25 protein-coding genes are annotated in these 24,614 nt (G+C 58.7%); 6 read left to right on the top strand and 19 right to left on the bottom strand.

Annotated features, from left to right (window positions below):
• Window positions 1–244 precede the first annotated feature (244 nt).
• Window positions 245–1,246, bottom strand: coding sequence for a TRAP transporter substrate-binding protein (locus NZ740_04880; GenBank protein MCS6771342.1), 1,002 nt, complete (start codon window positions 1,244–1,246; stop codon window positions 245–247).
• A gap of 339 nt (window positions 1,247–1,585) precedes the next feature.
• Here NZ740_04880 and NZ740_04875 point away from each other — a divergent pair, with 339 nt between their 5' ends.
• Together NZ740_04875 and NZ740_04870 are read left to right on the top strand one after the other, a co-directional pair.
• On the top strand, window positions 1,586–1,999 hold the full coding sequence (locus NZ740_04875) for a transcriptional repressor (GenBank protein MCS6771341.1): 414 nt from the start codon (window positions 1,586–1,588) through the stop codon (window positions 1,997–1,999).
• A gap of 436 nt (window positions 2,000–2,435) precedes the next feature.
• Window positions 2,436–3,722: a TonB-dependent receptor gene (locus NZ740_04870; GenBank protein ID MCS6771340.1), complete on the top strand. Its 1,287-nt coding sequence runs from the start codon at window positions 2,436–2,438 to the stop codon at window positions 3,720–3,722.
• A gap of 108 nt (window positions 3,723–3,830) precedes the next feature.
• Here the strand turns inward: NZ740_04870 and NZ740_04865 are convergent, their stop codons facing one another.
• Window positions 3,831–5,210, bottom strand: coding sequence for an SGNH/GDSL hydrolase family protein (locus NZ740_04865; protein ID MCS6771339.1), 1,380 nt, complete (start codon window positions 5,208–5,210; stop codon window positions 3,831–3,833).
• Between the two features lie 99 nt (window positions 5,211–5,309).
• A complete protein-coding gene (locus NZ740_04860; GenBank protein MCS6771338.1) occupies window positions 5,310–6,362 on the bottom strand; it encodes a deoxyhypusine synthase family protein in 1,053 nt (350 codons plus the stop codon).
• Between the two features lie 150 nt (window positions 6,363–6,512).
• On the opposite strand from NZ740_04860, the gene NZ740_04855 reads away from it, so the two are divergent.
• From NZ740_04855 to NZ740_04840, 4 genes are all read left to right on the top strand, one after another.
• Window positions 6,513–7,793 carry an OprO/OprP family phosphate-selective porin gene (locus tag NZ740_04855; protein ID MCS6771337.1) on the top strand — a complete coding sequence of 427 codons (1,281 nt, stop codon included), beginning with the start codon at window positions 6,513–6,515 and terminating at the stop codon, window positions 7,791–7,793.
• 54 nt (window positions 7,794–7,847) lie between these two features.
• Complete coding sequence (locus NZ740_04850) at window positions 7,848–8,936, top strand: LptF/LptG family permease (GenBank protein MCS6771336.1); 1,089 nt, start codon at window positions 7,848–7,850, stop codon at window positions 8,934–8,936.
• A 40-nt stretch (window positions 8,937–8,976) separates the two neighbouring features.
• Window positions 8,977–9,345, top strand: coding sequence for a hypothetical protein (locus NZ740_04845; protein MCS6771335.1), 369 nt, complete (start codon window positions 8,977–8,979; stop codon window positions 9,343–9,345).
• Between the two features lie 423 nt (window positions 9,346–9,768).
• Complete coding sequence (locus NZ740_04840) at window positions 9,769–10,407, top strand: response regulator transcription factor (GenBank protein MCS6771334.1); 639 nt, start codon at window positions 9,769–9,771, stop codon at window positions 10,405–10,407.
• On the opposite strand, the gene NZ740_04835 is transcribed toward NZ740_04840, so the two are convergent.
• The 16 genes from NZ740_04835 to trpS form a co-directional block, all read right to left on the bottom strand.
• Window positions 10,389–11,081, bottom strand: coding sequence for a glycosyltransferase family 2 protein (locus NZ740_04835; GenBank protein ID MCS6771333.1), 693 nt, complete (start codon window positions 11,079–11,081; stop codon window positions 10,389–10,391). The two genes, NZ740_04840 and NZ740_04835, sit on opposite strands and share 19 nt — an antisense overlap.
• Window positions 11,078–11,965, bottom strand: coding sequence for a lysophospholipid acyltransferase family protein (locus NZ740_04830; protein MCS6771332.1), 888 nt, complete (start codon window positions 11,963–11,965; stop codon window positions 11,078–11,080). Before NZ740_04830 ends, NZ740_04835 begins: the two co-directional genes overlap by 4 nt.
• A gap of 10 nt (window positions 11,966–11,975) precedes the next feature.
• Window positions 11,976–12,854: a lipoyl synthase gene (lipA, locus tag NZ740_04825; protein MCS6771331.1), complete on the bottom strand. Its 879-nt coding sequence runs from the start codon at window positions 12,852–12,854 to the stop codon at window positions 11,976–11,978.
• 910 nt (window positions 12,855–13,764) lie between these two features.
• A complete protein-coding gene (locus tag NZ740_04820; GenBank protein ID MCS6771330.1) occupies window positions 13,765–14,010 on the bottom strand; it encodes a zinc ribbon domain-containing protein in 246 nt (81 codons plus the stop codon).
• Between the two features lie 3 nt (window positions 14,011–14,013).
• Window positions 14,014–14,544, bottom strand: coding sequence for a DUF2059 domain-containing protein (locus NZ740_04815; protein ID MCS6771329.1), 531 nt, complete (start codon window positions 14,542–14,544; stop codon window positions 14,014–14,016).
• 308 nt (window positions 14,545–14,852) lie between these two features.
• The gene (locus NZ740_04810; protein ID MCS6771328.1) at window positions 14,853–15,572 is read right to left on the bottom strand and encodes a 2-C-methyl-D-erythritol 4-phosphate cytidylyltransferase; all 720 of its coding nucleotides are present in this window, start codon (window positions 15,570–15,572) and stop codon (window positions 14,853–14,855) included.
• Window positions 15,573–15,697: 125 nt separating this feature from the next.
• The gene (locus NZ740_04805) at window positions 15,698–16,342 is read right to left on the bottom strand and encodes a 1-acyl-sn-glycerol-3-phosphate acyltransferase (protein MCS6771327.1); all 645 of its coding nucleotides are present in this window, start codon (window positions 16,340–16,342) and stop codon (window positions 15,698–15,700) included.
• Window positions 16,339–17,025, bottom strand: coding sequence for a (d)CMP kinase (cmk, locus tag NZ740_04800; protein ID MCS6771326.1), 687 nt, complete (start codon window positions 17,023–17,025; stop codon window positions 16,339–16,341). The genes NZ740_04805 and cmk overlap by 4 nt, the downstream gene beginning before the upstream one ends.
• Entirely contained in the window at window positions 17,015–18,340 is a 1,326-nt protein-coding gene (gene aroA / locus NZ740_04795; protein ID MCS6771325.1) for a 3-phosphoshikimate 1-carboxyvinyltransferase, read from the bottom strand. Before aroA ends, cmk begins: the two co-directional genes overlap by 11 nt.
• Complete coding sequence (locus NZ740_04790; protein MCS6771324.1) at window positions 18,337–19,218, bottom strand: prephenate dehydrogenase/arogenate dehydrogenase family protein; 882 nt, start codon at window positions 19,216–19,218, stop codon at window positions 18,337–18,339. Before NZ740_04790 ends, aroA begins: the two co-directional genes overlap by 4 nt.
• Before the next feature lie 6 nt (window positions 19,219–19,224).
• Complete coding sequence (gene aroF / locus NZ740_04785; GenBank protein ID MCS6771323.1) at window positions 19,225–20,259, bottom strand: 3-deoxy-7-phosphoheptulonate synthase; 1,035 nt, start codon at window positions 20,257–20,259, stop codon at window positions 19,225–19,227.
• Window positions 20,260–20,297: 38 nt separating this feature from the next.
• A complete protein-coding gene (gene hisC / locus NZ740_04780) occupies window positions 20,298–21,407 on the bottom strand; it encodes a histidinol-phosphate transaminase (GenBank protein ID MCS6771322.1) in 1,110 nt (369 codons plus the stop codon).
• A complete protein-coding gene (gene pheA / locus NZ740_04775) occupies window positions 21,404–22,048 on the bottom strand; it encodes a chorismate mutase (protein ID MCS6771321.1) in 645 nt (214 codons plus the stop codon). The genes hisC and pheA overlap by 4 nt, the downstream gene beginning before the upstream one ends.
• The gene (scpB, locus tag NZ740_04770; GenBank protein MCS6771320.1) at window positions 22,045–22,881 is read right to left on the bottom strand and encodes an SMC-Scp complex subunit ScpB; all 837 of its coding nucleotides are present in this window, start codon (window positions 22,879–22,881) and stop codon (window positions 22,045–22,047) included. Before scpB ends, pheA begins: the two co-directional genes overlap by 4 nt.
• 15 nt (window positions 22,882–22,896) lie before the next feature.
• On the bottom strand, window positions 22,897–23,628 hold the full coding sequence (locus NZ740_04765) for a segregation/condensation protein A (protein MCS6771319.1): 732 nt from the start codon (window positions 23,626–23,628) through the stop codon (window positions 22,897–22,899).
• Window positions 23,629–23,631: 3 nt separating this feature from the next.
• On the bottom strand, window positions 23,632–24,594 hold the full coding sequence (gene trpS / locus NZ740_04760) for a tryptophan--tRNA ligase (protein MCS6771318.1): 963 nt from the start codon (window positions 24,592–24,594) through the stop codon (window positions 23,632–23,634).
• Window positions 24,595–24,614 lie beyond the last annotated feature (20 nt).

Genomic DNA, 24,614 nt, shown 5'->3' with positions numbered 1-24,614 from the left:
CAATCAGCAGATCCGACGCACAAGTCGATTTGCGTCGTACCGCGCACGGCGAACAAAAAGGCCGGGCTGCGAATCCGATAGGATCCGCAGCCCGGAGTTAATTCCCATCGGGCTCTGCCGGTTGGCTCATCAAGGGCGAAGGACCCGAACTGAATCGTCGACCTTGCGGACAGCAAGTTTGTCGCGGCTGAACGGACTTCGGAGCCCCCGACCCTTGAGTTGATCCCGGTCTGCCCGTACAAGATCAGGCGCATCGATACGGCGGTCCGGCCTTCTCCATGATCTGGTTGTACTCTTTGATGATCTCAACCACCTTCGCCGTCGTAGGGCTCTTTTGGGCCGCTTCATCCCAGAACTCGTACGCCGCCTGCCGGACCTTGCTCCACTCGGATTCCGGCAGCGAGGTCAATTCCAATTTGCCGCCCTTCACGCGATAGTGCGCTTCGCCCCACCAGTACCAGTGCAGACGATAGTAGTGCGAGTAATCGATGCAGAGCTTGAATAGCATGCGGAGGTGCTCGGGAAGGGATTCCCAGCTCTTGGTGTTGACCAGATAAGCTCCCGCCCAAGCGCCGGAAATGGGATTGGTCAGATAGTACTTCGTGACGTCCGCCCAACCCACCGTGTAAACCTCCGTAATGCCCGACCAGCAAACGCCGTCCAATTCTTTCGTTTGAATCGCCATCTGCACGTCTTCATACGGCAACGAGACGGGGACGACACCGAAGCGTTTCATGAACTGGCCACCGGTCGGGAACATGTACACCCGCAGGCCCTTGAAATCCTCCAAGGAGCGTATCGGCTTGGTGGTCGCGAAATTGCAGGGATCCCATGAGCCCATGCTGAGGAAGGTGACGTTGTCGACCTTCGCATAGGCCTCCTCCCAGATCTTATTGAGCCCGTACCAATTCCACAGCGTCGGCACATCAAGCGAGAACTGGGATGCGAAGGGGAAATAGGCCCCAAAGATCGAGATGTCCACCGGCGACTGGGCGGAGTCCTCATCGGTCTGTACAGCATCGAGGATACCTCGTTGGAGGGCGCGGACCAACTCGCCCTGCGGCGCAATCTGGTCCGCATAATACAGCTCGATCACCATTTCGCCGTTCGCCGCGATGTTGAATGCGTCGATCGACGGCTTGATCACATGTTCACCGAGCGCTGCTCCGGCATAGGTCTGCATGCGCCACTTGATCTTCGGTTTCTTGTCCGCCTTCTTTTCCTGCGCGTGGGCTGGAAGGCCCATGGTTGCGAGCGCGCTAGCGGCGATGGTTCCGGCCAGCGTTGACACACCGCCCTTGATCATTTCACGCCGGGTTAGTTGCATCTTATTCTCCTCCTGCACACGTTTTACCGCCCGGTAGAGGGGCGCACCAGTTGCGCCCCTCCGCGGGGACTGTGTAATGGCTAGTTAAATCAGTATTATTTGTCAAGGCGGCAGTTTCACTTGCTATAAAATCAAAACGTTTAACTCCCTCGCGCTTCCCTGCGCTGAGCCGTTGCTCGGATTTCCCCCTCTGCAAAATCCATCGAAGCCACAAAAGGCTTGCCCTGAAAAATTAATGACAATAGGATATCAATAAATATGCAACGTCGTACTCAGCAAAGGGCGGCCATCGTCGAGGCGATTCGCGAGGCCGGCCGCCCCCTGGCACCCCGGGAAATTCACGAGTTGGCCCGGCGCAAAATCCCTGAAATTGGAATCGCGACAGTTTACAGAGCTATCAAAGATTTGCTCTCCGACCAGAAACTGACGGCTGTGGAGGTTCCCGGAGCGCCCCCGCGCTACGAAGTTGCTGGCCTTACGCATCACCATCATTTTCTTTGCCGATCGTGCGATCGGATGATGGACATTCTGGGATGTCCCGGTGACTTGGCTGCCTATGCGCCGCCAGGCTTCACCGTAGAATCGCACGAACTGACGCTTGTTGGTCTGTGCCTGGATTGCTCCAGCCCGAGAAGAAGCCGGCGGAACAGATCAAGGAAGCTTTCGCGATGATGGGCAAACGCGTGGTCGGATCGATAGTGGCCCTCTCGTTCTGGGCTGTTGTCTTGATTCCTTGGAGCCATCCGCACCTCGGGCACACTCATGTCTGCGGTTCGGAGTGCGGCCGCGATCCTCTTGTGGTACCAGTCACCTTCTCCCCGTGCGTCCAGACATGCTGCTTGCTCTGCATCCAAGCTCTCGCTTTCGCGACGGCTTTGTTCGCACACGACCCTGCGCACCCTGTTTGCTTCCGACGTTCTGAAATTTCAATTCCGCCGATCCTTCCCGAATTTAGCATTCCGCGGCGTCGCTTCTTTTGCGCTTTGGGGCCGAGGGCGCCTCCCGGATGCATTCAAACCATCTACGTTGGAATAGGGCCCGGCTTTTCTCGCCGGGTGCCTACGTTGGTTTGAAGTAAACTCACCCCTCACCTATCGGAGTTTTTGAGATGACTCGACATCTTCATCAATACATTCTCGTTGCTTTAGTCGTCTGGGCGCTGGCGATTCAGATGCCCAGCCGGGCTCATCAAGCCGACACGTCCTCATCACCGCTGATCAATTTATCCTTGAACCTTCTTGCTGCAGGCGGCGGTTCGACCGCCGATCCGGCTGACCTCGAACTGTTTCAAAGCGGAAAACACGACCCAAAACAAAACGGATTCACCCTGCAAGGCGCTGAAATTTCCCTTTCAGGAAGGGTCGATCCATTTTTCGCCGCCGCTCACGTGGTGGCCGACGCGGATCACGTTGAGCTGGAGGAAGCGTATTTGACATCGGCCCTTGGGTCCGATGCGCTCGAATTGAAGGTTGGACAGTACCTCACCGAATTTGGCCTGATCAATTCGACGCACCCTCATTCGTGGGATTGGATTGACCAGCCGTTCATCGCCACCCGTTTGCTCGGCCCGGAAGGGTTGCGGTCGGCGGGTGCGCGGGTAGCTTGGCAAACACAATTGCCGGGAACCCCTTTGCTCATCTTCGGCGCTCAAAATGCCGATCACTCCTCAGCCATCAGTTTTCTAGGAGCGGACCATGAATTCCACCATGCTGTTCCCGAGTCGAACCATCACGATCATACAGGCGAAGACGATGGCGAGATCCACCTCATCTCAATGGCCGGCGGGACAGTTGGCGGGCGCCCATCCATCATCCGCGACCCCGAATCCGTGGACGAGTTGTTATTTTCCGGCCGGTTTGAACAGAAAGTGATCGACTCAGAGACGACCGGGCTGAAAATCGGCATTTCAGCCTTGTGGGGACCCAATTCATCCAGCGAAGACGGGGAAACACAAATTCACGGCGCAGACATCTCGTTGGATCTGTACCGGCCCGGCCCTCAAATGCCTGAGCGTTGGCTACGGTGGCAAACGGAGATTATGAGCCGCGAATTTAGGTGCGGCGAATTGGCCATCCCGCTGGCATCCGAATACTTGACTTTTCCGTCTGAAACAATTCGCGATTGGGGCATCTATAGCCAAATTGCCTTGTCATTCTTGCCGAGGTGGGAGACGGGGCTTCGGATCGAATATGCATCGGGAAATGATGCCGGCGTGATTGAACGCGACGATGATCCGCTCCGTGCCGACCGCTGGCGAATTTCGCCTCTTGTCGCATTCCGGCCCTCAGAGCACGTGCGAATTCGACTTCAATACAATTATGACGAGAGCGATGCCCCACCAGATAGCGCTCATACCGTCTGGGTGGGGATCGATGGCTCGCTAGGGACGCATTGATCCGGCGCGGTCTGAGCACTAGGTATCCGGGGGCGGGCTGTCCTGAAAGGGATGGAAGTCCCCGCTTTGATCAGACGAGATAGGGCGTCACTCGATGCGGGGCTCGATTCAGGATCCGGAGGCCATGCCGGCGGAGTCGCGGTTTGTATTCTCGACACCAGCGGGTGCTGCAGGTAACCAGCCGAGCCGAATAAGCTCCTGCTCCAAATAGCGCGCCAGAACAGCATGGCCCTCCGGTCGCGGGTGCATGAAGTGCACGGCCCATTCAGGAGGATGACGGTCTGCAGGAATTTGCGTGCGGAGGTTGAAGTACGGCAGTCCGACCCGCGAACATATTTCTTCGGCCTCTTTCCGCATGGACCCAAAGACAAGCACCTTGAAATGATTGGTCTCGGCGAGACCTTTGAGCTCACGAAAGGCGTTTTCGACCCCCTGAATATCAGAGCCGGCAAGCAACTCGTCGACCACTTGGTTTCGATCAAAATTCCTCATATCCCGAAAGTGTGCTCCCGCGATCATCGTTATCAACTGCTCGCGGTGAAACAGAAGTAGATGCAAAAATGACACGTCCCGACGGTAATAATTCTCCTTCTGCAGCATGAAGAATGGCAGCGAGAAATCGTTGTCGCACCATCCGACAATGACGATGTCCGGCTTGTATTTGAGTCCCTTGGCGCGGAGCGATTCCACTTCGAGTTGCGTATTGTAGCCGGGAACGGCCGCGTGCATGACTTCATACCGATGGCCGTCCGCGCGGGCCTGCAGATTGGACCTCAGGACGGCCATGTATTCCTGATTCTGATGGACGCCCCACCCGAACATCCCGGAATCCCCTATCCCAAAAATCCGAATCACGCCTTGGGGCTTTTCGGTCGAGTAATCCCGGTCATCCCGCATGCCGTCCGAGTTGGTCCTCAAAGTCCGGTGTCCAAAAAGCATGTCGAGGTTTGGTTTCAGTTCGTAAACCAGTCGGGCGTTGTAGCTCGGTTCGATGATGATCGCCATGGGATGGGTACTGCGCACAGGCAATTTCTTCCCCATCTCCCGCAGTTGTTTCAGGCGGTCGAGCGAATTCCGCTGCTGATTGACGATGAGCATCGCCCGCAGGGCCACTTCGCCAAGCGCGAATGAAAATGCAAGGCTCAATGTAAACAAAATGAATTTGCCGCTGACCCTGCGCCACGTCGTCCAAGGACTGCGCCAGCCGGAGTGAACAACCCATGCTGCGAACAGCGACGCCAAGCCCAGAAAAAAGTTCTGATACGGCGCCTCGGCATAGATGATTTTTGCCCAGGGAATGCCGTAGATGGCCATCAACACGAACAGCAGGAAAAAGATCCCCGACAATCCAACAAACCCGGCTACGGCGAGCCACCCTGGCACGCCTCGGCCGGTGTTCCACAGCCACGCCACTGCTGAAAAAACCGGGTGAACGGGTCGGGTTTTCTCCGGTCCATCCGTCCGAGTCACGTGAATCATTTCATTCATGGACGAAGTCCGACTTTCATCAGTCATTCATCTGCAAGCAACGTACTGCCCCGCAGACAACCGCCCCGTTACTTCAAGGACGCGCGGGCGGAAGGGCTTTCAGCGCGCCGCATGCGCGGCTCGCGCAGATTTTTGCCCGCGCTCAAATGCAGCAATTCGTTTCCGGGCAGCGGCCGGGTAGGCTTTGCACTCGAGGAGGGCGCGCAAAATGAGCGGCGCGACGATCGTCGCGTCCGATTCGATAACGAACATAGGGGTGTCTGGCGTGAGCTTGTCCCATGTGATTTTTTCGTTCGGCGTCGCCCCCGAATACGACCCATAGGAGGTGGTCGAGTCGGAGATCTGGCAAAAATAGGCCCAGGGCCGGACCGGTTTTTGGAGGTCGTATTTGATCGACGGAACCACGCAGATTGGAAAGTCTCCGGCAATTCCCCCGCCAATCTGGAAAAATCCGCATCCCGCCCCGCGGGACAGTTCTTCGTACCGGTCATAAAATTCCGCCATGTATTCGATCCCCGACTTTACGATCGACGCGCTGCACTCCCCCGTTTTTACATACGATGCAAATATATTTCCGAAGGTGGAATCCTCGTAACCGGGCACCAACAACGGAAGTCGAACCTTCGCTGCCGCCAACAACCAGCATTCCTCGGGTTTGCCGTCGCACTGGCTGCGTTTCAGGCGAAGGACCAAATCATAAAAATATTCGTGCCAAAATCTTCGTTCGCCTCTTTTCGTCGCATCCTTCCACATGGGCACGATGATTTTTTCGACGGCCCGGAATGCCTCGTCTTCCGGGATGCTCGTGTCGGTCACGCGGCGCATTCGCTGCGCAAGAATTTTGGCGTCGTCCTCTTTGCGAAAATACCGATATTCCGGGAAGTCCCGGTAATGCGTGTGGGCAACGAGCCGGAAAAGCGACTCCTCCAGGTTGGCTCCGGTCACGGAAAGTGCATGGATCAGCCCCTCCCGGATGGCCGGCGCCAAGGTAATGCCCAGTTGAGCCGATGACATCGCCCCTGCAACGGCCCAAAGCATGGTCCCGCCCCTCTCGATATGACGCCAGTAGGCGAGCATCGCATCGCGGGTCGCGCGCGCGTTGAAGTTTTTGTAATTCGCCAAAATGAAATCGAGGATCGGCGTTTCGCTCATGGCTCACAAAACTCCTTAGTGGTTACACCATGACCCGCTCCGCTGTGCAACGCAAGAGACTTTGCGGCCGCAGAAAGCGCCAGCGGGCAAGGAGCCGGAAATCACTCCACGCTTGCTCTTCGGAACCAAACCGTTGACAAGGGTATGGTCATGGCCCAAATCCCCAGGTGGACGTCTCTCTCCTTTGTTCTCCTCATTATGATCGGCTGTCGCTTCGGCGCCCTGGCCTTGGACCCGAATGGGGCGAGCGCTCCGGAAATGTCTTCCTCCACCGGACCATTGCAGGATCTCGCCATGCCGCCGACGACCGGCCGGGCCGCGGTGGTCTGGAATAACCGGCTGGAAATCCGACGACCCGAATCGGGGTTGCGCTTGCGGCTCGGTCTCCGCTTTCAAAACGACTGGTCGTATCCTGTCTCGTCAGACAAATCGCTTGAAGAGTCGAAGGGCCCCTTCAGAAATACGGTTGATTTCAGACGGTTCTGGTTGGAAGCCGATGGGGATCTTTCAAGCCGCACACATTTTGCTGCCCATGTGGATCTGTCGGGTGGCCGTACGGCAATACGCAACCTGTATGCGGGCCTCTCGGACATCCCTGTTCTCGGAACAGTTCGGGTCGGACACCAGCAGGAACCCTTCGGACTCGATGAGCTCAACGCCAACACGTCGATCGTTTTCGCCGAACGGGCGTTGAGCGCATTTTATCCGGGTTACCATGCAGGCATCCGAACGATCCGAACACTCGCCGGAGAACGCGCGACGCTCTCCTATGGCATCTTTCGTGATACAGATGAAACCGGGCGGATCATCTCTGATGACGGCTACGGCCTCACCGCGCGGGCGACCACTCTGCTGCTGACCAATGTTCCGTCCTCGGGCTGGTTCCACATCGGCGCCGCAGTGAGCCTTCGCGAACCGCCGGAAGGCGTCCTCGATCTCCGCGCGCGGCCGGAAAACCGATGGGTCCCTCCATTTTTGTCTGCAACGAACCTCCCCGCGGACCACATAATCCTCGTCGGCCTCGAATCGGCCGCCACCATCGGCTCTTTGTCAGCACAGGCCGAGTGGGTCCTTTCGACAGCTAGCACAGACGGCGATGAGCAAGCCCATCAGGGCGGTTATATCCAGGCGGCTTACGCCCTGACTGGGGAAACCAGGCCCTACCTCGCGAGGAGCGGTACTGTAGGGGGGATTCAGCCAACGACCACGTTTGATTCAGGAGGGATCGGCGCCTGGGAAGTGGCGATTCGGTTGTCGAACCTCGAGTTTGACGGCGCGCCGCCTCTCGGCGGGGCCATCCGAAACATCGGCGCCGCTGTCAATTGGTATGTCAATGCACTTGTTCGTGCGTCCATCAATTGGATTCGCGCTCGCGTGGAGGACCTCGGCGAGGCCGACCTGCTGTTGATTCGCTTTCAGCTCGCCTTCTGAAGGCGATGCCACGCCTTGAGCCACCGTCCGAATCCGGATAGGTTGAAGTGGCGCATGAAATTAATTGACCGGTATCTTCTGGGCACGTTCCTGACGCCTTTTGTATATGTGTTACTGGCGTTTTGCCTGCTGTACGTCGTATTTGATCTTTTCGACAACCTATCCGATTTTCTGGACGGCAACACGCCGCCTCTGCTCATTCTGAAATACTACGCCGTCCTTCTACCGTCTGTGCTTGTCCAAATCGTTCCGATCTCCCTTTTTCTGGCCGTCCTCTACTCGCTGTCCAGTCTGACCAAGAACAATGAACTGACGGCGATGCGGGCCTGCGGGATCAGCATAACCCGCTTGATGCTGCCTTACATCTCAGTCGGTCTTTTGGCCAGCCTGGTTGTCGCGGCCATCCACGAAACCATTGGGCCAAAGGCGGCCTACTGGTGCAAAAATTTTGTCCGGGAGCAAAAGCGTGCGGACCCGAATTTGGTGTATGTCAAACGCCAGGTCGCTGTCAAAAATCAGGCCGCGCGGAGAGCGTGGCTCATCGGCGAATTCGACGTGAGAACCTACCTGATGCGAAACGTTGAGATTACCCAGCAGCGGGAAGACATGTCCGATGAATGGCGAGCACGGGCAAAGGAGGCGCGCTGGTTGGACGGACGGTGGTGGCTTCGCGAGCTGGAGTGGCGCGACTACGACGCAGACAGCAATCCCATCGGCGCTCCGCGCTTTTACCTGACGCGCGAGATGCCTCAATTGACCGAAACACCGGACTTCTTCCTAAACGAGGTCAAGGAGCCCGAATTTCTCACGAGCCGCGAGCTCTACGAATATTTGCAGGTCAACAGCCGCCGCGACCCGGCCGCTTTGGCACGGATCCGAGCCGACATGCACTTCAAGATCGCCGAACCGTGGACCTGCCTTATCGTTACGCTCCTGGGCATCCCGTTCGGCGCTCAAACCGGTCGCAAGGGCGCATTGCTCGGCGTCACCCTCTCGATCGGGCTCGTCTTCAGCTATTTCGTCCTTGTCAAGGTGGCCTTATCCATGGCGAAAAATATGGTAATTCCAGCAGCTCTCGGGGCATGGCTGCCGAATGTTCTGTTCCTAGTCATCGGAGTAATTCTCGTGGCCCGCATGCGATAACGCCATTTGACACAAGCGGTTTCACCAGTAGATTCATCACATGAATACTGGGATGTCGGCGACAGAGTATTCCCGGGAACAACCTAGGGTGACGGTATCGGCTTCATCCGCGGCCGCCGTCACCCAAACCGACCAAGTGCGGATTTGTCCTCTCGGCCTGCAGGTCGAACTCGATTCTCCCATCGAACTTTTCACTATTCTTGAGACCTCTATCGAATATCCTCATCCGACTGGCGAAATGGGGAACCTTGTTTGTACGGGCACCGTCGTCGGCTGTCGTTTCGATCCCCGCATCAACCGCTATCGCGTCTGGATTCAATTTCTTGATCTGCCCCATGACATTCGGGAACGTCTTCACTGCGTTTCCAAAGGCCATCATTTGCTCTGCCCCTACTGCGAGAATTTCTGATTCCGACCTCGGGCAATTTGATCCCGACTGAACGAGATCACACCCCTGACTTGCAAAACGATTGACCCGGCTTCGGAATCCCCGTGGCGGGTCGGCTCCGCCAATCTGCTTTCCAAACATTTCCGTCCTCGAACGTATATCGTCAGTCCCGAACTACAAAGATGTAGATTTGGCAGAAACAAATTACATTTTCGGTAGCAAAATGGTTCACGCCGGAAATTTTCGAATTGCGATAGTTTTTTCTTAACTCGTTCATCAGCAGCGCATTGAGTTGTCGAACCCGGCGGTCGGGCATCGTGGCATGATTTCTGCGAATCAATCTAATTGATGGTTCTCCTTTCTCGGTGCACGTGGATCCGGTCGAAGGGTGAACCCGACAGTTCAAATCGCAATAGTTCCAAGTTTGAAAAAAGGAGTTTCAATATGATCATGGTTCGCCAGCGCAGGCCGAAAGCCTCAAAGAATCGAGCAGAGAATCTGCCGGAGGCCCGCGCGTCATTCAATCAACAGGGACTGACCGACGGCCGCACTTCTGTCGACCTGAAATCCGGGCGCGTTCAGATCATTTTCACGTTGCCGGACGACCAAGGGCTGCGCGTGTTGGAAGCCCTGCGGGAGACCTCGAATTCGCGTCCTCTCCTTTTATGGCTGGATCCCGCGGGCGCCGTGAATCTCGCCATCGGAGCGTCTAACGAGAGTGAAGCTTCCTGTGTAATTCCGGTCCAGGCCGTCAAGCGCGCGGCGCCGGCCTCGCCGAGGCCGAACATGCCCTGCCTCAAGATCAACGATTTCATCATCAACCCCGGGCGCCACGAAGTGCTCTACAAGGGCCGGGCGGTGCCCAAACTCACCTTTACGGAATTCGGAATCCTCCATTTCCTCGCGAGCCATCCCGGGTGGGTATTCAACCGAACCCAGATTGTCGCCGGGGTTCGCGGCGAAAATTACCCCGTTACGGATCGCGCTGTGGACGTCCAAGTGGCCGGGCTCAGAAAAAAACTGGGGGAAGCGGCTTCGTGGATCGAAACGGTCCGGGGCGTCGGCTACCGGTTTCGGGAGTGACGAAGTTCGCGCAAGACTTGTCGCCACATTCGCCAGAAACGGAGCGTGTCCCGAATCGGCCGAATCTTGCTCCGTTCGCCGCCATAAATGCAGCGGACGGGAGCTGAAATGATTCGTGCGCCCGAAGCGGCCGCGCGGAGTAGGATTTCGCTTTCCCATTCGAATCGCGTTGATCCGCATCTCAGATGGCGCAGAAGTTCCGCACGGTAGAGGCGGAATCCGCATTGCGAATCGGGAATGTCACTGCCGGCCGCGCGGCTGATCCATCGGCTCATCGTCCGATTGGTCAATCTCCGAATCCAGGGCATGCCGGATGGACTTGCCATCCGGTTCCCACAAATGATGTCTGCGGCCATGCGGGCGGCGGCTTCCATCAGGGTGGCAAGATCCTGAGGGTCGTGCTGTCCGTCACCGTCAAGCGTGGCGATCCAGTCGTAACCACGCTCCAGGGCGAGTGAAATACCGGTTTGTAGGGCGGCTCCCTTGCCCGAATTGGTCTCATGACGAACTACGTGGGCTCCGTGCGCGGATGCGACGGACGCGGTGCTGTCGCTGGAGCCGTCGTCGACGACAATCACGTCAATCCCGAGCTGCCGAAGCCCCGAGACCACGCCCCCGATGGTCGCGGCCTCGCAAAAAGCAGGAACAACGGCGCAACAACGCTCTGTTTTCATGGCCTTCTCGAAGGCGCCAAAGGCACGTCGGTTTTCCAGAATTCTCGGAAGACAAACCACTGATGCGGATTTTCGCTGATTTCCTCTTCCAGCGCATCGCGGATGCGCTCATGTGTTGCTCGCTCGGAGGGCGACTCACGGGGGTCGATTGCAGGCTTGATGCGGAGCAGATACGTGTCATCGACCATGCGGATGAGGAAGACCGGCAAAATCGGCGAGTCGGCCCGGTGAGCCAACCACGCCGCGCCGCGAGGCAGGTGGGTGGCCATTCCGAAGAATAGCGTTTCTTCGTGTTCGCCGGAAAAATCTCGGTCGGCCAGCAAAGCGACACAATGGCCCTCACGCAGCCGCTTGAGCAGAACCCGCGCAGATTTTCCGACGTGGACGATGTGCACTCCCCGGCGTTCCCTCTGTCTTCGCAAGAGTTTTTCCAAGCGGGGCATTCTCTGGGGCGCCTCGACAGCATGGATCGGATAGCCGAGTGCGCTCAAAACGGCCCCTCCGAGTTCCCAGTTGCCCAGATGAGCGGTCACTAGGACAACTCCACGCTTACTGGCATATGCCGATTCGAGGCGCTCGCGGCCCTCGATGCTGACCCGCCGCTCCACCTCTTCGATTCCGAGCCCGCCATCCCTAAAAAAATCGACGATATATTTGCCAAAATACCGAAAGGTCTGCCGGGCCAATCCACGCTTCGCGTCTCGTGACAAAACTACGCCACGATAGCTGAACACCCGTTGCAAATTGCTCTCCACCGCACGCCGGGCGGGAGCATCCAGCGCGTAATACAGATCCGAAATCCGCACACCGAGCCAGTACGCGCATCCCCGCGGCATCGCGCGCGCCAGGATCGACGCCACGCGATACGCAAGATAGCTGGCCATTTCCCTCCTCTCAGGGGGCGGCCAGACTCGCGGCTTCCCGGGCCGCTTTCAACAACTCCTCGGCCTTGTAGGATGATCGAACCATCGGACCAGAAGCGACGCCCAGAAATCCCATGGCGCGGGCCTCTCGCTCATACGCGGCAAACCGCTCCGGCTCGACATATCGCGCCACGGGGCGATGAGCACGCGTGGGCTGCAGATATTGCCCCACTGTCAATAAACGAACACCGGCCTCATAGAGATCGCGCATCGCCTCGGTTATCTCCTCGTCCGTTTCTCCGAGACCCACCATCAGCCCCGATTTGACCACAGGGGGTTCGGGTCGACGCGCCGCCGCCCGCAACACAGAGAGGGATCGGCCGTAGGAGGCCTGTGGACGGATCGCCGCCTGCAGTCGCTTGACGGTCTCCAGATTGTGGTTGAAGACATCAGGCTTCGCATCGAGGACAAGGTTCAAACTGTCGAAATTGCCCTGGAAATCCGGCGTCAACACCTCGATCGTCGCGCCAGGAAGCTCGCGCCGTATCGCCAGAATCGTTTCCGCGAAAATGCCCGCCCCGCCATCCGGCAAGTCGTCGCGCGCGACGCTCGTCAGCACCACATGACGCAAATTCATGCGTCGGGCCGCCTCGGCAACCCGCCGCGGTTCATCCAGGTCCAATCCACGCGGCCGTCCGGCCGGAACCGCGCAAAAACGACAGGCCCGCGTGCAGAGATTACCCAGGAGCATCATCGTGGCCGTGCCTCGGCCCCAGCATTCGTGAATGTTCGGACACTTGGCACTTTTGCAGACGGTATGAAGCCCCAGGTCGCCCATCAGATTATGAACATGGGCAAACTCGCTCTCCGCATTCATGCGGAGACGTATCCAAGGTGGAATTCGAGGCATGGAGGCACTTTATCACCCAGGCCGAGAACTGCAACCCTCCGCCCCATTGAACAGATTGAGCGCCAATCTCTGGAATAACCAGTACTACGACCCGCCTTTATCCCAAAATGAAATCTAGCGATTGGGGAATTCCCCGTTTTAAGAATCCTCTAGCGCCTCCATCCGCACGACTGGTTTCTTCATCGGCCTTTCATTGGCCCGAGATGAAGCTGATCGATATCCTCGACTTACTGAAAGTCACGGGATCTCCGCCGTACCCTTCGTTTGATTGGATCCTGTTAGCGGCCTAACGCCGTGTTCAGCGAGATTAGTTTATGCTGAACAACTGTTCAGCGCGCTCAGTGACATGCCCGAATACGAAGTGGTCATGGCCGACTTTCCCGCGAGATTTCTGATCAGCCGCGAGATGGTCGCCTAAACCCGCTATCCTCAAGATCAAACTTTCCGTATCGGGAGCCACGGCTCCTCGACGCCATTTTTTCGCCGAGCCCAAGACGGAATTCAGCGTCGACCCTATGCTAGCGATTTGGCCGATCGGTGTGACTTTTCGGCTTCTGTCGCTTTCGAATTCCTCACGGAATTTGTCGTAGTAGGCGGCCGCGCTTGGGCCGCGAGAAGTCCCTCAATCAGGGTTTTGTTTAGAACACGCGAGACTTCATGAAATCGATGGTGGATAAATTCCCTCCGATTGAGGGTTGATTGGCATCGCCTTTTCCCAACCTCGGTCATCACGGGCGTTGTCACCATGTTGATGGCGCCCATCTTCTTTCGCCTGGTCTCTTCGGAAATTCCGCGGTCGTACCGAGAGGATCGCGGCGGCAGGTGAATCGGAATTCCGGCCCATTGGAGCCCTCCCCGCCCGATGAGGGAACTATTCACCCTGGTTAAGGACAGATGCGGAAAAGGCCAGTCAGTTCCAGGAGCAAGAACCTCCGCAACATGCTCCATCGGCGCCTGAAGCGCCGCAGCATGGGCTGTCTGTCGCCAAATCACCCATCGACTTGGAAGAAGACGATCCGGCTGCAAAAACCGAAAGCTTCTTCACCAGCCTAGATGAGCCGCAGAGCGGGCAAGCAGTCCCCCGCCAATCGGCGGACCGAACCAGCAGTTCGATTTCCTGACCGCATTCGTTGCAATGGAATTCATACAGCGGCATAGGTCATTCCTCCTTATCGGGCGAGGCAGCCACTTTCTGCGCCTCGCGAATGATCTGTTGAATCTGGGGTTGAAGATTCGCCATCAACCTTTGGTGTAGAGCCAGACTTCGCTGCATAAGTTCCCGCTGTTTTCGCACAAACGCTTCCCCAACCGGCGACTTGTAAAACTCGATCAGGCCGGTGAGTTCCTCTTCCGAAAAAAGGTTCGCATAGAGAGCCACAAACTCACCTTTGATTTTTTCCCAGGCCATTTCGCGCTCGATCAGGCTCATAATCTGCTGGCGGACCTCTCGAGTTTTTTCAAAATTTATGTTCCCAGCAAATCGCGCGGAAGCCTGCTCGAGCTGGGCCATCATCGCCTTTCGCGACATCTCCAAGCCGTTCCGGATGGACTCTTCCACATTCATCAGGTCAACCAATTCTTCGGCAAGAACGGTTTTGGATGGCGCGGTATCGGGAGCCGGCCCCGCGGCCGCGCCCATGATCAGGCAACCCACAAGCAAAACAGTTACAACCGGAATTGCGTGTTTCATGAAAGGATCTCTCAATAACTATTTAGAGCAGTGACTCCTCCAGATCAAATTCTGGGTCGACCTCGTAACTGATCTCCTCTGCGCATTATTACTTCTCAACGGACAACCGCCGCAGGGCGCCTACTGTATGCTGCTCGTGGAGCATGTTGAACGGGAGGCTACAGGCGCTACGATGGCTTATCCTATTTCGACCGATCTATTTGCGTGCTTACGTCCGGCGACCTTTTCTTTCCGAGCGCCTTGGAACAGCTTCCTTTCAATTTCTTCTTATCGAGGAAATAACGAGGTCCCCGAATCGCCAGCCTGCGTCAACGCATAAGAAACTCAGCCAGCGCGAGGTCGGGGCGCGTTTCGATCCGAATGAGCCGCTGCTGAACCGGAAGAATCCGCAAATCCTGCTTCATCGCAACGACCGCAGACGCTTCATCCGGCACCTGCAGTTTCTTCTTCGCCGCGTACTCCAAAGCCTTCTCCAGGACTTCCACGCGAAATGCCTGCGGACCCGATGTCCGCCACCAGGTAGAGCCGTTCGACCAGCCAGTCACCTTGGCACCATGGTCGGTTCGGACGATCGGCCCGGTGATCTCATTCGCCGCGGACGCTGCCCCGTATTTCTTCGCCAAACGAACCGTTTCCGACAACATGTCGGCCGTGACGAAGGGCATCGCGCCATCCACAATCGCAAGGAAAGCGGGTTTGGATTCGCCCAAAGATTGGAGAGCCGCTCGGACCATTGCATCGCGTGATCCCGCGGCCGGAATGATGGCTTTGCACTTCGAAGAGCCAAACATGCCAATCATGGCCCGTATTCGCTCAACTCGCGGCGGCGATGCTACAATCAGGACATGCTCAATTTCCGGACACCGCTCGACCGCCGAGATTGCGTACGACAAGATGGGTTGGGATTTCAAAGATAAGAACAGCGGATCGATATCTGGTCCGAATCCCGGCAGGTCGCCGCCCGCCAGAAGAATCGCCCAGGCCGATTTGTTCGCCGGTCCCGTTTTGCGGTCCCTCGATGCACTCATGGAAAGAAAAATCAATCCTTACTAAATGTTAGAATACTGTTATAAATTGGCCCGCATCGGTCAAGCTTTCAGCAGCGCGCGTAGCGAGTAAACGCAAGTTGTTGACCGATAAACAGATAGAATTATTAGCGTGAATCCTTCGGCGCGAGCTCCGCGATTCGCGACATGACCAAGGCGCCGATCCGTTCATAACGGTCCTTGGCTTCCGGCATCGATTCCCATTCAGCCGGTTGAATCGGGGAACCGAAGACAACCCGAATTTTGGCCGGCCGAATCCATTTGTGGTGTCGGGAAAGCGCTCGAAAGGTACCATCGATATAGGCCGGCACCACCGGAACGCCTGCTTTGGCGACCAGAAAACCCACTCCGGGTTTCGCGGGCTGCAACCGTCCATCAGGAGAGCGTGTGCCCTCCGGAAAAAGCCCGACGCATTCGCCGGACTTCAGCAGCGAGATCGCTTTTTTTAGCGCCGCGACATCCCCTTTATCTCGTGAGATAGGAACCGCTGCTAGTCGGAGAAGAAAAGAGCCGACCTTGGGATTGGAAAACAGCGTATCGCGCGCGAGATATCGTACAAACCGTCCTGCAGCGGCGCAGCCGAGCGCTGGGGGGTCAAGAAAACTGGCGTGATTTGCAGCGAGGAGAACGCCGCCCTCGCAGGGAATGTTGGACGCGCCCGCGACTTCAAACCGGTTGTAAAGCTTGAAGAAGGCCGTGAGAAGAAACCGGCAAATCCGATACAGGCGCGGGCTGTATTCCGGACCGGTCATGTTTCGGAGCGGACACTGCGCACCTGGTCAACCACGATGCGCGCCACCTCTTCCGCCTTCATGTGCGTCGAATCGATGATCCGGGCGCCGGCCGCAATTTGAAGGGGCGCGGTTTTGCGGGTCGAATCTTTCCGATCCCTCCTCTCCAACGATTCGCGTACGGTGTCAACCGTCGACCCTGCGGATTGCCCTGCCAACTCCAGATGACGGCGGCGGGCGCGCTCTTCCGGGTCGGCGTCGAGATAAAATTTATGCGGCGTGTCCGGAAAGACGACGCTCCCGATATCCCGTCCTTCCATCACAACGGGGCCAAATCGTGTCGTTTGCCGGAGCAGGTCTACGATTCGCGCACGCACCTCGGGAATCGCCGCTACGTCGCTGACTCGTTCCTGCACCGGGAGTGAACGGATCTGGGGACCTGGATCTTCTCCATCCAAGGTGAATCGGACCGCGCCGTCTTCGATGAAAAAGTCGAATCGAACGCGGTTTGCCAGCTTGGCGACCTCCTCCGGATTTCCCGTATCCACCCCTTCTCGAAGGCATTTCCAAGTCAATCCACGATAGAGGGAGCCGGAATCCACATACAGAAACCCCAATTCCCGAGCGGAGAGCCGCGCGACCGTTGATTTCCCGGACGCCGACGGCCCGTCAATCGCAACGGCAATCACCCGGTCACTCAACATGCCCGCCCAGCGACCGGTAATCCTGCCAGAAGGTTGGATATGACGTGCTCACGCACGCTACGTTTGAAATGACCGTTTTTTCCGCGGCGAATCCCGCCAAAATCGACATCGCCATCGCGATGCGATGGTCGCCATAGCTGCGGAGCGCGCCCGAAGGCTTGAGCAAGGCGGGACCACGGACTCTCATTCCATCAGGCGTTTCCTCAACCTCCACGCCCATCAGACGGAGGTTCGCCGCCATTGTCGCAATGCGGTCCGATTCTTTGACACGCAATTCGGCTGCGTCGCGGATGACGGTCTCGCCCTCGGAAAGCGCACCGAGAACGGCGACAAGGGGCAATTCGTCGATTAAGTTTGGAATTTCAGCGCCACCCACCTCAACCGCTCGGAGCGAGCCGCCCGTCACTTCGATATCCCCATAGGGCTCGCCCGCGTCTGAACCTGATGCCGGATAGGTGCGTACGTTTGCGCCAGCCCGCGCGAGCACATCCAAGAGGGCCGTCCGCCGAGGATTAAGCCCCACGTTTCGGATCACCACCCGCGAACCCTCTCGTGCCGCAGCCGCCACGAGCCAGAACGCCGCCGATGAAAAATCGCCCGGCACGTCAAAGGAACGCGCCTGAATGGCCGGTCCCTTTTTGCCGAACCCGGTCAACGTCATGTGGTCTCCCACAACCGTCAGCGGCAGACCGAGCATCTTGAACAACCGCTCCGTATGATCCCGCGTGGGAAGGGGCTCCGTAATGGATGTGGTGCCCTCCGCGTACAGGGCGGCCAGCAGGATGCACGACTTGACCTGGGCGGACGCCACCGGAAGCACGTAATCAATGGCCTTCAGCTCGGCCCCCATAATCCGGATCGGCGCCGTGCCCCGCTCGCCGGTCAGCTCGACCTTTGCGCCCATCTTTTCGAGGGGGTCCTTGATTCGCGCCATCGGACGGTTACGCAGGGATTCGTCACCCGTGAGCTCGAAGACCCCCGACTGCCCTGCCAGCAGACCGGCAAGCAGCCGGATCGTGGTTCCCGAATTGCCGACGTCCAACACGCCGGCGGGCTGAATCAGCTTTCCGCCCGTGCCATGGATGTGAAGCGCACCTGTTTGATCAAAGAACGAGCGCGCGCCGAGCGCCTCCATGGCGCGCAGCGTGTTAAGGCAATCCTCGCTTTGCAAAAAGTTGCGCACTTCTGACTCGCCTTTCGCAATCGAGGCGAGCATCGCGACGCGGTGCGAAATGCTTTTATCGCCGGCAACCTCAATCTCCCCTTGCAGGGGCTTGGAAGGTCCGACGATCACATTCTGGGAAATTTGACTCATACTCGTTCCTTTGAAAGGGCCCGGCGGGCCAGGAGGCGGCGCCGCGCTTCGCGCCCTCGTTCCAAAACCTGCAAAACAGCCCCATCATCACCCGATTCCAGAGCGCCGATCAAGTGGTTCAATTCTTCTCCGAATGCCCGCAATTCTACCGCCAAATTCGAACGATTTGTGCGAACGATATCCAACCAGACCTCCGGAGAGCCTTCGGCCACCCGCGTCGTGTCTGCAAATCCCCGCCCGCAAAAGGCGCCGAGGTCCCGCCGCCCACCCGCTCGTCCCACCGTGGCGGCCAGAAGCGACGCAACCATGTGCGGTAGATGGCTCGTACGCGCAAGGACTCGATCATGCGACGCGCTGTCGATCCGCAGGCAGCTCGCACCGAGAGCCCTCCAAAACGAGCGAACTCGGGACAAGGCGGCACCCGCTGATTGACGCGTGGCGGTCAAAAGCACAACCGCTCCCTCATAGAGATCGGGCCGCGCCGCTTCGATCCCCTGCTGCTCGGAACCGGCTACCGGATGGCTCCCGACAAATCGGGCGCCCGTTCCGCGGAGGATCTTCGGCACCTCCCGGTCCACCTGCTCCCGCGTGCTTGCCACGTCCGTCACCACGGATCCCGCCCGGAAACCAGGCCGCGCCTCCCGGACCAGCCGGATGATCGTCTCTACCGGAGCACAAAAAACCGATAAGTCCGCCTCTTGAACGGCTTCGGCCGGGCCGGAAGCGAGGCGGTCAACCGCGCCGCGGCGCAGCGCCAAGCGGGCGCGTTCCGGGGTTCGCGTGTAGCCCACGATTTCCCACGGCAGGCCGCGGGCCTTCGCGGCGAGTCCGATCGAGCCGCCCATCAGACCCAGCCCGATGATCGCGACCCGCCGCATCGCCGGCTACACCGTCCTCCCGATCGCTGCGGCAACGCCGCGGGCGCCTTCCATCAGGCGGCGAAATTGCTCGGGATTGATCGTCTGGGCGCCGTCAGAAGTCGCCTTTTGGGGTTCTGGATGCATCTCCACCAACAGGAGGTCGGCGCCGCAGGCAACACCCGCCAAGGCCATTGGAACCACAAACTCCGCGATTCCTATGCCGTGGCTTGGATCCACCGCCACCGGCAGATGCGAAAGCTTCTTGAGGACCGGCACCGCGTTGAGATCCAGTGTGTTCCTCGTCGCCTTCTCAAAGGTCCGAATGCCCCGCTCACACAGGATGACCCGGTCATTCCCCTGGCTCAAAATATACTCCGCACTCATCAGCAGTTCCTCGACGGTGCCGGCGATGCCCCGCTTGAGCAACACAGGCGTCCGGGTGCGGCCCACCGCCTTTAGCAGAGAAAAGTTCTGGGTGTTCCGCGCGCCGATCTGAACCACATCCGCCAACTCCGCCACCATTTCGACATCGCGCGTGTCCATGACTTCCGTGACAAACGGCAGACCGGTCTCCCGTCGGATCTCCGCTAAAATGCGCAACCCTTCAACGCCCAGCCCCTGGAACGCGTAGGGCGAGGTTCGCGGCTTGAAAGCGCCAGCTCGCAGCATACGCGCGCCACAAGCGATAAGGTGACGGGCGGTCTCCAGCATGACCTCCGGCTTTTCGACCGAACATGGACCGCCGACAACGATCACCTGATCTCCGCCGATCACCACCGGCTCGCCGCCAGGTTTTCCCCACGGGATCACAATATTCGTTGACGCGGGCCGAAATTCCCGGCTCGCTAGCTTGTACGGCTTCTGAATTCGCAGTACTGACTCCACACCCGGGAAGACGTCGAGCGGCTTGTTTGCAATGAGGGATTCATCGCCGATGACCCCGATCACCGTGCGTTCGGTCCCCTTGCTGGTCTGCGGGCGAAGACCCCAATCCCGGATGTTTTGCTCGATTTCCGCGATTTGTTCGGCCGTCGCATCAGGTTTCAAGACGATGATCATATTCGTTGCATCCCTTATCAGCAGCGGGCCGGACGCGGTCAGGCGGGCAGATTCCGAACGGCCGCCAAAGCGTCAAGAAACCGCTCATTTTCATCGCGCGTGCCAACGCTCACCCGGATGTAGTCCGGCAAGCCATACCCGTCCACCGGGCGAACAATTACCCGTTGCCGAAGCAGAGCTTCAAAATATCGTCGCCCGTTCCCGACCTTCACAAGCAGAAAATTCGCCGCTGACGGCACGTATTCGAATCCCATCTCCGCGAGGCCCTGGCACAATTGGTCGAGGCCCTCCTGCACCATCTCGCGGGTCCGGCGGATGTGATCCTCGTCGTCTAGCGCCGCCAGCGCCGCCGCCTGTGCCATCGCATTCACATTGAACGGCTGCCGAACGCGATTCAGAAGGTCAATCCCGTCAGGCGGCGCGATCGCGTAACCGATTCGGAGGCCCGCGAGCCCGTGGGCTTTGGAAAATGTCCTCAGCACGAACACATTCCGGCCCGTGCGCACGTGGCGTATGCTGTCCGGCTGAAGCCGCGGCGGGAGCAGCTCGAGGTAAGCCTCGTCCACAACCGCCGCCACATGCGCCGGCAATCTCTCGAGAAATCGGTCCAGTGCGGCCGGCTCAACAAACGTGCCGGTGGGATTGTTGGGGTTGGCTATGAAAACCAAGCGCGTGTCGGGCCGGATGGCAGCCAGCATGGCATCCAGGTCATGCCCGAGGTTTCGCGCCGGCGTTTCAATGGCCTCCGCCTGGTATAGCGCGGCCACCAGCTTGTAGATAATGAAGGCCTTCTCGGACATCACGGCGCTGACGCCGGGTTCGAGAAATGCGTGGCCGAGGAGCGCGAGGATCTCATTGCTGCCATGTCCAATAAATACTTCGTTCCGTGAGACGCCGAATTTCTTTGCGATCGCCTCCCGCAGGTAATACGAGTCGCCGTCCGGGTAGAGGTGCATTCGCTCGGCTGCGAGGCGCATGGCCTCCAGGGCGCGCGGGGATGGGCCAAGCGCATTTTCGTTCGAGGCGAGCTTCACGATGGACAATGGATCGCCGAGGCCCAGCTCGCGAGCGACCTCCTCGATCGGTTTTCCCGGCTGGTATGTCTCGAGCGAGCCAACCCACGGTTTGGCGATGTCTCTGAGCTTCACGTTGTCCCCTTATCCGCCGAGCCGCGACCCGAAATCGGCCCGCGCTCGGCGCCCAGTTGCGGCGCATCGTTCCGAACCAAGATGCATATGCCCTTGCCGACCCGGGCGCAGACTCGGAGCCGTCCCGCCTGCAGATCGGCACAGGCGGCAGGGAGATCCGGTTCCGTCATGCAGAGGGCGTCCCATCGCCGCCGGCGAATACCTTCCACGGCTTTTGACGGCTGGTCGACATAACAGAGCTTGGCGCTGGCCCCGAAGTGGTTGCGCGCGGCCTCCGCCGCCGGGCTGCCAGGTGCGCCGGCGACGCCAATCTTCAAGGGCCCCTCGACAGCAAGAGCCGCCGACATGATTTCCCGATAAATCGCCTCAAGGGCGCGGTCGTCCATCGGCCCGCGGTTCAGCTCCCGAATTCGCGCGAGTACGGCCTGTTCTCGCTCCGGCACATAAAGGGCCCCACCGTTGGCCCGCTTGATCTCGCCGATCTGTCGGGCGACCCTACACCGCTCGTTGAGTAAAGCGACAATCTCAGCATCGAGGGCGTCGATCCGCCGGCGCAACGCCTCCATGCGGCTGTCACTGGTCGCCGAGCCGCCGCCGGCGGAGGACTTGTGGGCCGACTTTCTGACCGGTCGCCGCTTCATCGCGGTGAATCGGTTTCCTCCTTTTCGATCCCTGTAGAACCGCTGCCGCCGGCAGAGTCACCGCCATAGCTGAGGTCTGCGGGGTCCGTATGGTGCCCCGAGCTGCTGCCCATCGTATCGACGGAGATTTCAGGGGCATCGGCTGCCGTGTTTGAGGCGCCAGCTACCGACGGCTCCAATTCAAGCTCGGGCGATTCACCGGCTGATGCCGCTTGCTCCGGCCCTTCAATGGCGTCGCGGGCCTTTTGTTCAGCCTCCATCCGCCGCAATTCATCAATCCCGGGCAGATCCCGGATGTCCTTGAGCCCGAAGTACTCCAGGAATTTCTGAGTCGTCCCAAAAAGCCAGGGTCGGCCCGGCAATTCGCTGCGGCCGGTAATCCTGACAAGTTGCATGTCCATCAGGTTTCGAAGAATCGCGTCCACTGCGACGCCCCGCACCGCTTCAATCTCCGCCCGCGTGCACGGCTGGCGATAGGCGATAACGGCCAGTGTTTCCAGCGCCGGACGGCTAAGGCGGTTCGGCCGGCCCTTTTGCAACTGCGCGCGCAGCCAAGGGCCGCATGCCGGATCATTCTCCATCCGAAAGCCGGAGGCGATCTCGTTGATGACGATCCCGAGCCGCGCTTCGCGAAGCTGCTCGCGAACCTCCATAATGACCCGAAGGATGTCCTCCTCTGAAAGTTCGGCAAAATCCCGGTAACTCCCTCCTCGCTCTTCCGCGACCTGACGAAGGCAGCGGCGAATCTCACCGGCTCCTATCGGTCCTTTCGCCGCGAAGAGGAGCGCGCCGATAATCTGTCGAAGTTCTGGCAACACGGTTGCGCCCGTCACGTCACATCTCCTTGCTCATGCTGCATCCGCCGCGACCAGTTCGATCTCGCCAAAGGCGTGTTCCTGGCGGGCGCGGATCACCTTGAGGCGGATCAGCTCCAAAACCGCCAGGAACGTGCAGATCATCTCATACCGGCTCCGCATCCGCCCTAGCAATTCGCCGAGCTGGAGGGAAGGACGCTCTTTCATCAACCGGCTCAGCTCATCGATTTTTTCGGCTACGGTATACTGCTCCTGGAAAATTTCCGCGACGTTTTCATTGGGGGCTTTTTTCAGCGCCTCCGTGAATGCGCTGATCAGGTCAAAAATGCTGACATCCCGCAGCGCGACGTCCGGCGCCGGACCGAGCTCGACATGCTCCCCCTCCCGCGCGAACACATCCTCGCGCTGCAGCGCCAGTTTCTCAAGATGGAGCGCAGCGTCCTTGAATTTTTTGTACTCAAGAAGCTGCCGCACCAAGTCCCACCGCGGGTCTTCTTCATCCGCCTCGAGTTCGGGACGCTCCTCGACGGGCAGCAGCATCCGGCTTTTGATCAGCATCAGTGTCGCGGCCATGACGAGGAACTCTCCCGCGATGTTGAGGTCGAGCATCTGCATCGCCTCAAGATATTGCATGTACTGGCGGGTAATGTGCTCGATCGGAATGTTGTAAATGTCGAGCTCATCCCGCTTGATCAGGTAGAGCAGCAGGTCCAGCGGCCCTTCAAAGACGTCGAGCCGGACGTGGTATTCCTCGCGGGTGGTCATGCGCTAATCAAGTCCCGCCGCCGCGCGCGCCTTCGCGAGGGTCGCCCGGGCTTCCGCGCGCGCGCGTTCCGCGCCTCGACGCAGCACCTGCTCCACATAATCCAAATTGGCCGCCAGCTCCGCTCGACGGGCTCGCAGCGGCGCGAAGTGCGCCTCAAACTTCTCGACAAGCGCCTTCTTGACCTCGCCATAGCCCAGGCCGCCCGCGCGATATCGGTCTGCCATCGTTTCGCGCTCATCCGGCGTGGCAAATAGCTTAAAGAGCGCGAATACGTTGCAGGTCTCCGGATCCTTGGGATCCGCCACGGTCTTGCTGTCGGTCACGATCCGCATGATGCGGGCTCGAACCTCCTTAGGGTCACCGAAAATATCGATGGTATTCCCATAGGATTTCGACATTTTTTGCCCATCAATCCCGGGCACCACTGCCACTTCCTCGCGGATCTGCGCATCCGGAATACGGAAAACATCCCCGAAGACATTATTAAATTTTATCGCAATGTCCCGGGTCACCTCGACGTGCTGTTTCTGGTCGCGACCGACCGGCACAATATCCGCCTGCACGCTCAAAATGTCGGCAGCCATGAGGACGGGATAGGCAAACAATCCGTGAGAGGGCGAAATCCCTTTGGCGATTTTGTCCTTGTAGGAATGGCAACGCTCTAGCAGGCCCATCGGCGTGACCACCGACAACAGCCATGCCAGCTCCGTAACCTCCGGGACATCGCTCTGCCGATAGAAAGTGGCCCGCTCGGGATCCAGGCCGCAGGCCAGAAAATCGAGCGCGACGTCCATCGTACCCTGCCGCAGTGCCGTGGCGTTGTTCACCGTCGTCAGCGCGTGGTAATTGGCGATGAAATAAAACGCCTCCCCCTGCGACTGCAGTTCGATCGCCGGCCGCATCATCCCGAAATAGTTGCCGAGATGAAGCCGGCCGGAAGGTTGTATGCCGGACAATATGCGCATAAGCAAACTTTGAAATCCGC

It is taken from the genome of Kiritimatiellia bacterium, from assembly GCA_025054615.1.
Lineage (GTDB): Bacteria > Verrucomicrobiota > Kiritimatiellia > CAIVKH01 > CAIVKH01 > JANWZO01.
Note: the sequence above shows the minus strand (reverse complement) of the source record. Positions and strands in the feature narration are given on the sequence as shown.